This is a genomic window from Ruegeria sp. BF12, from assembly GCF_056538705.1.
Map to the genome: position 1 here is coordinate 479,211 of NZ_JBQFTP010000003.1, position 13,628 is coordinate 492,838.

Genomic DNA, 13,628 nt, shown 5'->3' on the forward strand with positions numbered 1-13,628 from the left:
GAGGGCCTTAGGCCCTCAGTCCGCTTCGGGCATGGGATAACCGCGAAGTTTGAGGAACAGGCTTTCTTCTTCGTTATTCAGAAAGAACGGCACGGAATCCGGTGGTGTCGGGTCGGTGACCCGCGCTGCGATCTCGGCCAGGACAACCTCGGTAATAAAGGGCAGGTCGAATTCACGCGCCCGATCCAGCGGGACCCATTGCAGGTGGGACAACTCGTCCGAAGCGTGGCTGAAATCGTCTAGATCGCCTTGGATCGCTCCAGCGTCGACCAAAAAAAAGCGCGCGTCGAAACGGCGTGGCCGGCCCGGTGGAGTGACCGCACGAAACACGAACTGAAGCGCTTGCGCGGACGGGCGATATCCCATTTTCGCGAAGGCGGCCCAATCATGAGCAAGTGGCCCCACCCAGTTTTCAGGTTGGCCCAGGATCAGCCCGGTTTCTTCCCAAAGCTCCCTGATTGCAGCAGCAGCAAGCGCATTCTGCAACCCTGTCTCGGAACGTTCGGCAAGACGCTCATGGCACAAGGGCGTGAGGTCGGTGGCAAGCCGTACGTCTCCATCGGCAGCGTCGACAGCGCCACCGGGAAAGACAAATTTGTTGGGCATGAAGGCAGCCTTTGCACCGCGCTGCCCCATCAAAATGGTTGGCTTGGTTTGGCGGTCGCGCAGAACGATAACGGTCGCCGCGTGTCGTATTGCCGTTTTGTCGACTGTCATTCGCAGGCCCGGATCACTTAGAATCGTCAAAGCCGTGCATGCGGCGCGCCCATTGATAGGCGACAACAACGCCCTTCAAACGCGGCAGCAGGAACAGCGATAAGGCCGTGCAGCCAAAGGCGAAGATCAGGAACATCGTCAGTGGCTCGGGCCGCCAATGCACATAGGATACATGCAGCGCCGGTGCCAGCAGGTGACCCACCAGCAGAATGGTCAGGTAGGCTGGTCCGTCATCGGCGCGATGGTGGAACAGTTCCTGTCCGCAGTTGGAGCATTCGTCATTAACCTTGAGATAGTTGTGCAGCAGCTTGCCCTCGCCGCATTTCGGGCAACGGCAGCGGAACCCTTTGGCCAACGCAGGCCATGTCGGGCGCTCATCCACGTTTGTGGTATCGATCGTCTGGTCTGTCATTGTGATCTCGTGCCTTCCAATGATGAGTGTATAACGCTTGTTTGATCAACCGGGAAAGGGGGTGCGTCGCTTTGCATCGCCGTGGGGGTTTCAAAAAAGTTTCCTTTCCCGCGACGGAATGTGTGGCCTGTTCCGTTTGAACCTATGTAAGCAGCGGCAATGACGCCGCGAAAACAAGGGAAAAACGTTATGAAAAGCGTCAAGTTCATTCCGGCAATTGTTGTCTCAGCGATGGCAATTACCGGCACATCCGTTTTGGCCGCTGGCCCGAAAGACCGCGAACCTGTGACCTTTCAGGAGTTGGACGCCAACGGCGACGGTCAGGTGACACAGGAAGAAATGCAGCTTCACCGGAATCAGCGTTTCACCGATGCCGACGCCGATGGCGATGGTCAGTTGAGCCTCGAAGAGATGCAGGCCGCAGGCCAGAAAAAGGTCAATGACCGTGTCGCGAAGATGTTTGAACGCCATGACGCCAACAAGGACGGATCTCTGAGCGAGGACGAGTTGCCCAAACCACGCCGTGCTGGCAAGATGTTTGACCGAATGGACGCGAACAACGACGGCGCGATCTCGGAACAGGAATTTGCCGATGCAAAAGAAAAAATGGGCAAGCGCCACAGGAAAGGTGGCAAGGCGAACTCTGACGACAGCTGATGCGGGATGGAGGATCTGACCTCTATACCACAGGACGTTCGCGGCGCGCCATGCGCCGCGGACGAGTCCGGCGACGATGCGCTGCTGAAGCGGTTTGCCGATGGGGACGCCGCTGCAGCGCGGGTGCTCACGGATCGCCTTGCGCCACGCAGTTTATCAGTGGCGCTGCGGTTTCTGGGCAATCGGGCCGAGGCGGAAGACGTCACGCAAGAGGCGATGATGCGCCTGTGGCAGATGGCACCCAAGTGGGAGCCGGGCCAGGCGAAAGTGTCGACATGGCTCTACCGCGTGACATTGAATCTGTGTGTTGATCTGCGCCGAAAAAAGACACCGGACAGGTTGGCTGACGTGCCCGAGCCCGAAGATGAAGAGGCGAGCGCGGCTGAGCGATTGCAGGACGCCGCCCGCAAGGACGCGCTGCAAACAGCGCTGTCGCAACTGCCCGAGCGTCAGAGACAAGCCGTTGTTTTGCGGCATATAGAAGAATTGCCTAACCCGGAAATCGCGGGAATCATGGGCATTTCCGTGGAAGCGGTGGAAAGTCTGACTGCGCGTGGAAAAAGGTCTCTGACCGCGATTTTGGACGGACGGCGCGATGAACTGGGGTACGACGATGACTGAAGACAAAGACAATCTGGATCTGTTGTTCGCCCAAGCCCGGGAGAACCGCCCGGAACTGCCGGATGACCTAACCGTGCGCATTCTGACGGATGCGGAAGCCGTTCGGCTGGACCGCATGAAGCCTGATCAACCGAAGGCGAAGCCGCTGTGGACACGTGTGCTCGCCGGGCTCGGCGGCTGGCAGGGAATGGGCGGTCTGGTTGCCGCCAGTATGGCCGGCGTCTGGATCGGATTTTCCGCACCGGGGTTTCTTCCTGACCCGGCCAATTACATTTACGCACAGGATGTCAGCTTTGTGGTCGCAGATCTGAGCCTGGATACGAGTTTTCTGGAGGACGCGGAATGAGCGATAATCCCAAACCCAAGAGTCGCTGGATGTCTGTTCTGCTGGTCATCTCGCTGGCTTTGAACCTGCTGGTCGTCGGTGTTGCGCTGGGGACTGTGCTACGGGTCAAAGGGGGCGATCACGCGAAGGCACCGCCGGGCTTCGGGTCAGCGCTCTATCGTGCATTGCCGAAGGACGAGCGTAAAGCCATGCGGGGCGAGCTATTTGATCGCCATAAAAAGGGTGCAAAAACCCGGTCTCAGGATTTTGCAGCGCTCAGTTCGGCTTTGCGGTCAGACCCGTTTGATCCGGCGGCGGTTCAGGCATTGTTGGATCAACAAGCGCAATTCATGGCTGATCTTCAGGATGCCCTGCAAGCGGAATGGTTATCGCGCGTCGTGGCCATGAGCGATGAAGAGCGCCTGATTTATGCGGAGCGACTGGAAGAAGTCGTCAAACGCGGCCCGCATGGGCACAAGAAAAAGGACTGAGTGACTCAGGCCGCGTTCTGCCTGATTCTGACTTGGTTGCGCCCGGCCTTCTTTGCCGCATAAAGCGCTATATCGGCAGATTTGATAACCCGTTCTAAAGGTTCACTGCTGGGCAAAGGTGGGTTGGGCGCCGTCAACCCAATACTGATGGTGACGGGGACCGGGGCAGACGCATCCGGCAGCGTGAATGGCGTCTCGCTGATGCAGTCGCGCAGTGTCTTGGCCAGCTCAATTGCTTTTTCCGGAGAGCTGTCGGGCAAGCCGATCATGAACTCTTCGCCCCCAATCCGTGCAACAAACCCTGCCGATCCAAGGGCGCGCTTCATGCGTTTTGCAGCTTCGGTCAGTACAAAGTCACCGCCAATATGTCCAAAGCGGTCGTTGATGGTTTTGAAGTGGTCCAGATCAGCCAGCATGACGACGAAACCGTGCCCAAGCTGTGATGGCTGGCGGGCCATCTGATCTATTGCCCGCATTGCGTAACGGCGGTTGTGCAGTCCGGTCAAAGGGTCGACCCAACTTTCTGCTATCCCGCGGCGCAGCGAGGCGCGCATCTGATCCGTGCGGGCTTTTCGGGCGATTTGGTTCTCCAATCGCAGCAGAACCTCGTCGGCACAAAACCCGCCCATGCAAACGGCATCAGCTCCACGATCCAGCGCTTCGGTTGCCAAAGAGGCGTCGTCCTCCGCCAGAACGGCGATCAACACTGTGTGCCGGGTGGTTCCGCGTGATTTCAGATCGGCCAACGTGCTTAGACCGGGGGTGGTTCTGCCGATTTCGACTACGACCGCGTCCGGAATCAGGCCAGACAAAAGTGCGTGCATGTTCGAAGACACATGTGTCGAAAGGCTGTGGCGCAACCGACCCGACAATGCCTTTTTCCACAAAGCTCCGGTTCGGCAGGTGTGCGCCAGAATGGCCACCCGGGCTGATTTTGGTGCCGCAATCAGGGCTGTGGCTGGCTCGGCGAAACCTATCGGGTGTGATCCGTTGCCGAGCTTCAGGTCCTGTGTTTCAGCGCGAGATCGCAGCAGGCTGCGCACCCGCGCCAACAACAACGTGTCCTTAAACGGATGTGCCAGAACATCATCCAAACCATCGGCGAGCGCCTTCAACCTGGCCGCCTTGTCATTTTGCGGTGCGATTGCGACGACCGGTACGTCCGCCAGGTCCGGATCTGCCATCAGCAACTTTTTGACGTCAGCGGCTGTGCCGTCTGGCAACGTCTGCGCAACCAGAACCAGATCGGGGCGCGTGCGCCGCAGCAGCCCGGCCAGACCGTGCAGCTTTTCCGCCTGAACGACGTGATACCAGGCCGCAGTAAGCTGAACCTTCAGCATTATGCGATTGGTCGAAGTCCCGTCGAGGACAAGGATGGTTCCCTGCACGGACATATCAGTCACCGTTGATTGCATGCGTTGCCAAAGTGTTTATGAGTCTGGTTAACAAACCCTTTCCAAGCACACGTCCGAGGCCTCTTTATGCCGATCACCGCCCAATCTGCCGAAACGCTGGCCCTGAATGTCCTTGGGTGGCTGGTCGGGAACGATGAACTGTTGCCCGTTTTTCTTGGGTCGACGGGTGCATCAACCGACGACCTGCGGGAAAGGGCTGCGGAGACTGAGTTCCTGAGTTCCGTCCTTGAATTCTTGATGCTTGACGATTCGTGGGTGATCGCCTTTTGTGACGTCAACTCCGTGCCCTACGACCTGCCGGGTCAAGCGCGGACGGTATTGTCCGGTGGTAGCGACGTTCACTGGACCTGATCCAAACTTCTGACAGGAGCATGCAATGCCCATCGACGCGATCTTGTTCGACAAGGACGGAACTCTGTTTGATTTTGCGAACACATGGGGCGGCTTCGGTCGCAGTTTGATGGAAAGACTGTCAGGCGGTGATCCCGAGCGTGCAGCGGAACTGGGTCGGGCCATCGGGTTCGATCCGGTCACTGCGGAATATTCCGAAGACAGCATTGTCATCGCTGGGACCGTGGAAGAGATCGCCGAGGCGCTTGCTCCATACTTCGCAGACACGCCGCGTGATGAGCTGATTGACGTGCTGAACACGGAATCAGCGACGGCCCCCCAGGCACCGGCCGTCCCGTTGATTCCTTTTTTGGAGGGCCTCAGGCAAGCCGGTCTCAAGCTGGGTGTGGCGACGAATGACGGAGAGGTGCCCGCGTTGCAGCACCTGGCGTCTGTGGGCATTCGCGATCACTTTGAATTCGTCGCCGGTTACGACAGCGGTCATGGGTTCAAGCCCGGTCCCGGTCAGTTGATCGCCTTTGCCGCTCATGTCGGCGTCGATCCGTCGCGCGTGGCCATGGTGGGGGACAGCCTTCATGATCTGCAAGCCGGGCGCGCCGCCGGGATGACCACAATTGGCGTTCTGACAGGGTTGGCTCCGGCCGAGGTTCTGGCGCCGATGGCGGATGTGGTGTTGCCGGATATTGGTCACATTCCCGATTGGTTGGCGGCAAATTGATCTGCTTCGGACCGATTTCGACGGTCCGGGACATAAAACCGACAGAGTTTGTCGCAGACAGAACGGCGATTGCACCGGCTTCCGGGCTTGCTTGGGGAAAGCAAGTTCCGGAGGTTTCCAATGGCTGACACACAGACTCGCAAACGCCGGGGTGGGGGACGGGCCGGCGCGGCGGCGCGCAGGGGCAGTGCGGTGATCGACCAGATGCCGTGGAACCCGCCGGTCAATATCGACAAACCCACCGAACCGCTGGATCAGTCCGGGATCGAAGCGATACATGACGGTGCAATGCGCATCCTCGAAGAGATCGGCATCGAGTTCTACAACGAAGAAGCCATCGGTATTCTAAGAGAGGCCGGTTGCACGATTGACGGTGACAACGTCCGCATGGGCCGGGACTTTGTCATGGAAATGGTTGCTAAGGCCCCGTCGAAGTTCTCGATCACGCCACGAAATCCCGACCGGACGATTGAGGTTGGTGGCAAAACCATGCTGTTCGGAAACGTGTCGTCTCCACCAAACTACTGGGATCTAGAGATCGGCACCAAGGTGGCTGGTAACCGTGAGATGTGCCGGAACCTGCTGAAGCTGACGCAATATTTCAACTGCATCCACTTTGCAGGCGGATACCCAGTCGAGCCGGTCGATATCCACGCAAGTGTCCGGCATCTGGACGTTCTCTATGACAAGCTGACGCTGACTGATAAGGCGATGCATGCCTATTCGCTGGGCAAGGAACGCGTCGAAGATGTGATGGAGATGGTCCGGATCGCCGGTGGTCACAGCCATGAGGAGTTCGAAGCGACTCCGCGCATGTATACGAATATCAATTCGACCTCGCCACTGAAACACGACCATCCGATGATTGACGGCTGCTTGCGTCTTGCGCGGCGCGGGCAGGCGATTGTCGTGACGCCGTTTACGCTGGCTGGGGCGATGGCTCCTGTGACGATGGCTGGCGCGGTTGCGCAATCGCTGGCCGAGGCGCTGTGCGCAATCGCCTTGTTCCAGTATGTCCGTCCCGGAATTCCCTGTGTTATCGGGACGTTCACGTCCAATGTTGATATGAAATCGGGTGCCCCTGCGTTTGGCACACCGGAATACATGCGCTCAACCCAGATGACCGGGCAAATGGCGCGGTACTACGGTCTGCCGATGCGGTCTTCGGGCGTCTGCGCGGCGAACGTGCCCGATGGTCAGTCCGTGTGGGAGACATCGAACTCTCTATGGGCTGCGGTGCAGTCGGGAACCAACATGGTGTACCACGCAGCCGGATGGTTAGAGGGCGGCCTGATCGCCAGCCCCGAGAAATTTATCATGGATTGTGAAATACTCCAGCAAATCCAAAGGTATATGCAGCCTGAGATTACCGCGACCGGCCCGGATGAGATTGCACTGGATGCAATCAAGGCGGTTGGAAACGACGGACATTTCTTTGGCATTCAGCACACGCAGGATCGATACACCACTGCATTCTATCAGCCGTTCCTGAGCGACTGGAAAAACTACGAAGGGTGGGATGTGGCGGGCGGCATCTGGACCGCCGAACGCGCCCATCACATGTTCAAGGAAATCATCACCAGCTTTGAACCTCCGGCAATGGACGAGGGCATCCGGGAGGAACTGGCTGACTTTGTCGCACGCCGCAAGGCCGAAGGCGGAGCTCCGACGGATTTTTAGTTTAGGCGCAACGACTTCAACATGGCGCCGCTGTCAGATTGTCACCAATACGGTGCGAATTTTGGCTATTTATTAAGGATTGTCTGACCAGATTGGAGGGAAACCAATCTGGGGCATCTCATGCATGGTCTGATCAATCGGGCGATACAATCCTTTGTATGCGCGACCTACGGGCAACCCTGCTGGCTGCGGGTGACCGAGGTGGCAGGTCTTGGCTTTACCGAATTCGAGGCGATGCTGGTCTACGAAGACGAAATGACAACGCGGGTTCTGGATGCGCTTTGTGCGGACCTGAACCGCCCACGCGCGGAAATTCTGGAAGACCTGGGAACCTATCTGGTTTCGCACCCCAATATGGAAGACCTGCGCCGTCTGCTGCGTTTTGGCGGTGTTAATTACGTTGAGTTTCTGCATTCTCTGGATGATTTGTCAGACCGGGCGAGGTTGGCCGTCTCGGACCTCCGTTTGCCGATGCTGGAGCTTCGGGAGGTCTCTCCGGCGGAATATCAGTTGTTCTGTTACCCTGGCCTGCCGGGCTATTCCAGCGTGATGGTCGGCGTGTTGCGAGCGGTTGCGGATGACTATGGGGCGCTGGCCATGCTGGCGCATGATGGGCAGCACGGCGACGCCGAGGTCATCTCGATCGTTTTGGTGGAAAGTGCCTTTACCGAAGGCCGACATTTCGATCTGGGGGCGCGCAAATCATGATTGAAGCCGCCGAACTGTCTGCACTGCTGGATACCCTGTGCCCTATGTTCGTGTTGGTGGATAAACGGGGCAAGATTGTAAATGCCGGGCCGACGTTGCAAAAACTGCGCCCGGATGAGCCGATGCAGGGCAAGGACTTTTTGGACGTGTTCGAACTGGTTCGACCACGAACCGTGACCACAATCCCGGCTATGCTGTCTCTGGCCGGAGGGAAGGTACATCTGAAATTGCACGACGAACCGCGCACCGCGCTGAAGGGGTTGATCGCACCACTCCCCAATGGACACGGAGCCATCATCAACTTATCCTTCGGGATTTCGGTACTGGATGCGGTCCGGGACTACGCTCTGACCAGCGCGGATTTCTCGGGGACAGATCTGGCGATTGAACTACTGTATCTGGTTGAAGCGAAATCAGCCGCGATGGAAGCTTCGCGGTCTTTGAACCTGCGATTGCAAGGCGCCATGCTGGCCGCTGAAGAGCAGGCGGTTACGGACATGTTGACGGGGTTAAAAAACCGTCGCGCAATGGATGTGGTTCTGGGGCACCTGATCTCTGGCAATTTTGCCTTTGCGCTCATGCATTTGGATCTGGATTTCTTCAAAAGCGTCAATGACCACCTGGGTCATGCGGCTGGAGACTTTGTGTTGCAGCAAGCCGCCCGGATTATGGAAGAAGAAACGCGAAATGAGGATACGGTTTGTCGCATTGGTGGCGATGAATTCGTTATTGTTTTTAAGAGCCTAGTCGACGAAAGTATTCTCTCCGATATTGCGTCGCGCCTGATCGGCCGTTTGCGCCAGCCTATAATGTTTGAAAACACCCCATGCCAGATTTCAGCAAGCATCGGAACGGCGCTGTCCACGCAGTTTAGTTCACCCAATGCCGCAGAACTGCTGAACGCTGCGGATCAGGCGCTGTATGAGGCGAAACGGCGAGGAAGGTCGCGGCACTGCTTGTACTCGACGCTTGTTGAGCCTGAGTGAAAACTTAGTTCGCATACAGTTTTCATCCGAGAAAACTGCGCAGGATACACATTCGATCAATTCTGCGAAAAAGCTTTGGTCAGAGAGTTCGCGATATGGCGTTTGATCGTGGGGAGTTCGCCGACCACGGGCATCACGTGCCCGCTGAAATCAGCGCGATCCAGCTCTTGCGGAACGTCATCCAGAACATGACCACCTGTGCAGGCAAAGAAGGGCAGGCATAAGGCCTGATCGCCGGCGCCCGACGCCGCCTCGGATATGGAAGGGGCTTGCTCAACAAAGCCAGGGCGGATGGAGCGGAAGGAAATAAACTCCGCCAATTCCTCTGAAAACGCGGTGGCTACTTCAGATGGGTTGCGACTGCGGCCAGAACCGTGCGCGGCCAGAACAAGATCAGTCGCAGTAGCCTCCCAATGCCGGTCCGACAGGGTATCGCGCAATGATTTCGCGACCAACGCGGGCAAATCAGGATCGACACCCAAAGGGTCCAGAATTCTGATATCACGGTCGCCCAATCGTTTGGGCAGAGCGCTTGTTACGAACCATCCCTTAGCCATGAAAAGGGGATAGATTACAGTGTCTTCCGGAAGTTCGTTCAGGCGAGTTTCCAGCATTTCCGGCGCCGCAAGCGTAGCCGAGTGGATGCTGACCCCATCGCAATATCCATCGACCTCGGCAGCATAAGTTGCCAGCGCCGCTTCGGCGGGATCGGGGTCAGAGGGTTGACCGTGGGCGACGATAAGTGCGTGCGGCATTAAGGAGAGTCCTGTCTGTTTTTTCGATAGGTGATTTGCGATGCAACAAAGTCAAGCCATAGCCATTAACGCTAGCCCAACAATGTCAGCCATAACCAGACGGTCAGGATCGAGACAGCAGTTCCGACCAGAACCGATGAGGCCGCAACCCTTTTTGCCCGCCCATACATATTGGCAAAGATGTAAGCGTTAAAGCCGGGTGCCATGGCAGCGTTCAGCACGCCCGACCGGAACAAATCCTGTGGCAGACCAACCGTTGAGCCGAACAGCCAAACCAGACCGGGATGCAGCATCAACGAAACGGCACAGACAAAAGCAATGGCACGTAGGTCTCCTTCGGGTTTGTATTTTACCAGCACGCCACCCAGCGCGAACAGCGCCCCGGGCAGTGCGGCGCGGGTCACAAGGCCCAGTGCTTCGTCCACGACTGCGGGCACGCCTACGCCCGACAGGTTGACCACAAATCCTAATGCGATGCCCAGGATCAATGCGTTGCGGAACATGGCGGACAGAATGGATTTGACCATGCGCGGGCCGCCGTGGCCCCGGTTTCGTATCACCTCCATAACCGTGATGCCGACGCCATAACAAAAGGGCGAGTGGAAGGCGATGATCGCGTAGTTGCCGGTCAGGTTTTCAGGGCCATACGCGCGCTCCGTGATCGGCAGGCCCAGCAGAACCGAATTCGAGAACAGGCAGCAAAACCCGATGGCAACACAGTCTTCCCAATCCCGGCCAAAGATAAAACGCGCGCCGAACAGGCCGGCAGTGAAACACAGGCCAGCGGCGGTATAAAAACTTGCCAGAAGTCGTGGATCAAAGCTGGCACTCAGGTCCAGATGCGAGATTGCAAGGAACAGCAGGCAGGGGATCGCAAACCCCTGGGTAAACTTCATTAACCCGTCAATGTGGATTTCCTTGAAGTACCCCGACCGGGTCGAGGCATAACCTGCTCCGATCACAAGGAAAACCGGTAGGATGACGTTGATCAGGCTTTGGAGCATCTCACCACATTGCAGGCTGCGCTGACACAAGGCCGCCGCGAGTTAAGTCGGTTGAACGAGGTCTCATAGCGCCTGATGGATCACCATTCCGTCATAGGCCGGGGTAATGTGGTCTGCGGTCTCCGCATCGACCGTGGCATAGTCCAGATCGATATGCATGTTGGTCAGGACTGCGCGTTTTGGTTCCAACTGTTCGATCCAGCCCAATGTCTTTTCCAGATGGGCATGAGTTGGGTGCGGCGACCGGCGGAGGGCGTCGATTACAAGGCAATCCAGCCCTTCCATCATCGACCAGGCATCGTCGTAGATCTCAGCGACGTCGGGCAGGTAAGCTAGTTTGCCCATGCGGAAGCCTAGCGAGTCGATTGACCCGTGGTTGACTTTGAATGGATGGAAGGGGATGGGGCCGCCGGGGCCGTCGACTTCGAATGGACCGTCAATGGTTTTGAGGTCGAGGATCGGCGGGTAGGGCGAGCTTTCCGGCTGAACAAAGGCATACCCGAACCGGCCAAGCAGGTCATTTTGCGTATCACCATCTGCCCAGACCGGCACCCGTTCACGCATGTTGAACACGATCATGCGCAGGTCGTCGATCCCGTGCACGTGGTCCGCGTGCGAGTGGGTATAGATCACCCCATCCAAACGCCCGGTGCCGGTGTCGAGCAACTGGCTGCGCATGTCCGGCGTGGTATCAATCAGAACCGAGGTCGTGCCGTCGGGGCCCTCGCGTTCCACCAGCATCGAACAGCGGCGGCGGATGTTCCTGGGGTTCTTCGGGTCGCACTCACCCCAGTGCCCGCCCAGCCGGGGCACACCGCCGGAAGATCCGCAGCCAAGGATTGTGCAGCGCAATTCGGTCATGCAGCCGCCTTGTAAGTCGCGGCTTTGGTGAACAGCCGGTCGAAATTGGCCTGCGTCTGTGCGGCGAAATCAGTGTAATCCATTCGGAACACTTCGGCCCCTTTACGCGCCGTGTGTGCGGTATAAGCGGGCTCGTTGCGTTTGCCGCGATAAGGCGGCGGGGCCAAGTATGGCGCGTCTGTTTCCACAAGGATACGGTCGACCGTCGCGGCAGCGAATATGTCGCGCAGTTCCTGGCTCTTGGGGAAAGCGGCGATACCGGACATGGAAAGGTAGAACCCTAGGTCCAAAGCGGCTTTCGCCAGTTTGGCGGAAGACGAAAAGCAGTGCATGACGCATGAATAGGGCGCGTTTCGGTATTCTTCGGCCAGAATGCAGGCCATGTCGTCGTCGGCTGCGCGGGCGTGGATGATCAGCGGTAAGCCAGTGCGCTGAGCAGCTTCGATATGGACCCGCAGCGACTGCTTCTGCACTTCTGCGCTGTCGGCTGTGTAGTGGTAATCCAGTCCGGTTTCGCCAATGCCCACAAATTTCGGATGTTGAGAAAGAGTGACCAGTTCATCTGCACTCGCCATAGGCTCGTCAGCTGCGCTCATGGGGTGTGTTCCGGCTGCGTAGAACACCGGTGCATGTGCCTCGGCAATGGCGCGAACGGAGGGTTCGTTCCGCAGGCGCGTGCAGATTGTCACCATGCGGGTCACGCCAGCTTCGGCGGCATTGGCGATGATCTGGTCCAGCTGACCTTCGAAATCGGGGAAGTCCAGATGACAATGGCTGTCGGTGATTTCGGGGGTATTGCTCATCTGCTCTGACCGGCGGTTTCCTGTATCTTGAATACCGTATCTAGGACCAGAGCCGCAGGGTCAAGGTTCACCGCCTGCCCGTGACGCGCCCGAGCTGTGATCACCGCTGCGACCTCGGCCCATTTGCGGGCCTGGTGTGGTGTTGCCGACAGGCGGGTCAGTGTTTCGGCCTCGTTTGGGGCGGCTTCGGGCATCGGGGCGCTACCGGTTGCGCCGGTCAGAGCCAACCGAGACAGGGCGACATCAATCAGCGTCAACAACAGCTCAAACCGCTCGGCCGCGCCGCGTTGAGCAGCGGCCTCGGCCAATGCCAAAGCGCGCTGGCGATCCATGCGGGGCAGGGTGCCCAGAATCGCGATCAGTTCGGCGTAAATCTCCAACCCGCCCAGAGTGATCAGGCGCACCGCATCGCCCACGGAACCGGCCGCCAGTGCGGCCAGATGTTCGGCATGTGCGGGCAGCTCTGCGCCAGTCTGCATCAGCGCCGCCTGCAAATCCTCGGGTCCCAGCGGCGACAGGCGCAACGTGCGGCAGCGCGACCGGATCGTCGGCAGCAGGCGCGAGGGCTGGTGCGAGATCAGCAGCAGTGTAGTACGCGCGGGCGGCTCTTCGAGCATTTTCAGCAGGGCGTTGGCAGCGCTGACATTCATCTCATCCGCCGCGTCCACGATGACCACCCGGCGGCCTCCGTCGGCCGAGGACAGGCCGAAGAATTTGCCCAGTTTGCGGATATCGTCCACGACGATGTCGTTCCGCAGCCGCCCCTGATCGTTCAGAGACCGGGTAATCGCGGCCAGACCGGGCTCGGCCCCAGCCAGAATGCGGTGGGCGACGGGGTGGTCTGGATTGACCTCAAGGCTGTCGGGCGGCGGCGGGGCGCCGAACAACCCGTCGTGCTCAATTGGCGGTGTCGCCAGAAGGAACCGGGCGATCCGCCAGGCGAGTGTGGCCTTACCCACGCCGCGCGGACCAGTGATCAACCAGCCATGGTGCAGACGTTCCGAAGTGTAGGCACTCAGAAATGCGTGTTCCGCCGAGTCCTGCCCAAACAGGCGCTGGGTTTCGCGCGGGTGCGGGGCACCAGGTGCCTGATCCGGGGTTGGGGTGTCGTCGCTCATCTATCG

General features: G+C 58.6%; 17 protein-coding genes. 9 read left to right on the plus strand and 8 right to left on the minus strand.

The features are described from left to right. Positions 1-15: 15 nt before the first annotated feature. Complete coding sequence (locus ACR0J0_RS08015) at positions 16-717, minus strand: NUDIX hydrolase (RefSeq protein ID WP_480662757.1); 702 nt, start codon at positions 715-717, stop codon at positions 16-18. A gap of 13 nt (positions 718-730) precedes the next feature. After that, positions 731-1,129 carry a DUF983 domain-containing protein gene (locus ACR0J0_RS08020; protein ID WP_480662759.1) on the minus strand — a complete coding sequence of 133 codons (399 nt, stop codon included), beginning with the start codon at positions 1,127-1,129 and terminating at the stop codon, positions 731-733. Between the two features lie 189 nt (positions 1,130-1,318). Here ACR0J0_RS08020 and ACR0J0_RS08025 point away from each other — a divergent pair, with 189 nt between their 5' ends. From ACR0J0_RS08025 to ACR0J0_RS08040, 4 genes are read left to right on the plus strand one after another with little or no spacing between them, the layout of a single operon-like run. Continuing rightward, positions 1,319-1,786 (plus strand): EF-hand domain-containing protein, encoded by a 468-nt coding sequence (locus ACR0J0_RS08025; protein WP_480662760.1) that lies wholly within the window; start codon positions 1,319-1,321, stop codon positions 1,784-1,786. Between the two features lie 6 nt (positions 1,787-1,792). After that, a complete protein-coding gene (locus ACR0J0_RS08030) occupies positions 1,793-2,407 on the plus strand; it encodes an RNA polymerase sigma factor (RefSeq protein ID WP_480662761.1) in 615 nt (204 codons plus the stop codon). Then, positions 2,400-2,753, plus strand: coding sequence for a hypothetical protein (locus ACR0J0_RS08035; RefSeq protein ID WP_480662763.1), 354 nt, complete (start codon positions 2,400-2,402; stop codon positions 2,751-2,753). The genes ACR0J0_RS08030 and ACR0J0_RS08035 overlap by 8 nt, the downstream gene beginning before the upstream one ends. After that, on the plus strand, positions 2,750-3,223 hold the full coding sequence (locus ACR0J0_RS08040; protein WP_480662765.1) for a periplasmic heavy metal sensor: 474 nt from the start codon (positions 2,750-2,752) through the stop codon (positions 3,221-3,223). Before ACR0J0_RS08035 ends, ACR0J0_RS08040 begins: the two co-directional genes overlap by 4 nt. Before the next feature lie 5 nt (positions 3,224-3,228). Here the strand turns inward: ACR0J0_RS08040 and ACR0J0_RS08045 are convergent, their stop codons facing one another. Then, complete coding sequence (locus tag ACR0J0_RS08045; protein WP_480662767.1) at positions 3,229-4,617, minus strand: diguanylate cyclase; 1,389 nt, start codon at positions 4,615-4,617, stop codon at positions 3,229-3,231. Positions 4,618-4,704: 87 nt separating this feature from the next. Between ACR0J0_RS08045 and ACR0J0_RS08050 the strand changes: the two genes are divergently transcribed. From ACR0J0_RS08050 to ACR0J0_RS08070, 5 genes are all read left to right on the plus strand, one after another. Next, the gene (locus tag ACR0J0_RS08050) at positions 4,705-4,989 is read left to right on the plus strand and encodes a DUF3572 domain-containing protein (RefSeq protein ID WP_480662769.1); all 285 of its coding nucleotides are present in this window, start codon (positions 4,705-4,707) and stop codon (positions 4,987-4,989) included. 25 nt (positions 4,990-5,014) lie between these two features. Continuing rightward, on the plus strand, positions 5,015-5,707 hold the full coding sequence (locus tag ACR0J0_RS08055; RefSeq protein ID WP_480662771.1) for an HAD family hydrolase: 693 nt from the start codon (positions 5,015-5,017) through the stop codon (positions 5,705-5,707). 120 nt (positions 5,708-5,827) lie between these two features. Beyond that, positions 5,828-7,387 carry a trimethylamine methyltransferase family protein gene (locus tag ACR0J0_RS08060; protein WP_480662772.1) on the plus strand — a complete coding sequence of 520 codons (1,560 nt, stop codon included), beginning with the start codon at positions 5,828-5,830 and terminating at the stop codon, positions 7,385-7,387. Between the two features lie 120 nt (positions 7,388-7,507). Then, a complete protein-coding gene (locus ACR0J0_RS08065) occupies positions 7,508-8,095 on the plus strand; it encodes a heme NO-binding domain-containing protein (RefSeq protein ID WP_480662774.1) in 588 nt (195 codons plus the stop codon). Then, positions 8,092-9,081, plus strand: a complete 990-nt coding sequence (locus tag ACR0J0_RS08070; protein ID WP_480662776.1) for a GGDEF domain-containing protein — start codon at positions 8,092-8,094, stop codon at positions 9,079-9,081. The genes ACR0J0_RS08065 and ACR0J0_RS08070 overlap by 4 nt, the downstream gene beginning before the upstream one ends. A gap of 56 nt (positions 9,082-9,137) precedes the next feature. On the opposite strand, the gene ACR0J0_RS08075 is transcribed toward ACR0J0_RS08070, so the two are convergent. From ACR0J0_RS08075 to ACR0J0_RS08095, 5 genes are all read right to left on the minus strand, one after another. Beyond that, complete coding sequence (locus ACR0J0_RS08075) at positions 9,138-9,836, minus strand: CbiX/SirB N-terminal domain-containing protein (RefSeq protein ID WP_480662777.1); 699 nt, start codon at positions 9,834-9,836, stop codon at positions 9,138-9,140. 71 nt (positions 9,837-9,907) lie between these two features. Then, positions 9,908-10,840, minus strand: a complete 933-nt coding sequence (locus tag ACR0J0_RS08080; RefSeq protein WP_480662779.1) for an AEC family transporter — start codon at positions 10,838-10,840, stop codon at positions 9,908-9,910. Between the two features lie 63 nt (positions 10,841-10,903). Then, positions 10,904-11,701, minus strand: a complete 798-nt coding sequence (locus tag ACR0J0_RS08085; protein ID WP_480662781.1) for an MBL fold metallo-hydrolase — start codon at positions 11,699-11,701, stop codon at positions 10,904-10,906. After that, complete coding sequence (locus ACR0J0_RS08090; RefSeq protein WP_480662783.1) at positions 11,698-12,504, minus strand: TatD family hydrolase; 807 nt, start codon at positions 12,502-12,504, stop codon at positions 11,698-11,700. The genes ACR0J0_RS08085 and ACR0J0_RS08090 overlap by 4 nt, the downstream gene beginning before the upstream one ends. Beyond that, complete coding sequence (locus ACR0J0_RS08095) at positions 12,501-13,622, minus strand: DNA polymerase III subunit delta' (RefSeq protein ID WP_480662784.1); 1,122 nt, start codon at positions 13,620-13,622, stop codon at positions 12,501-12,503. The genes ACR0J0_RS08090 and ACR0J0_RS08095 overlap by 4 nt, the downstream gene beginning before the upstream one ends. Positions 13,623-13,628 lie beyond the last annotated feature (6 nt).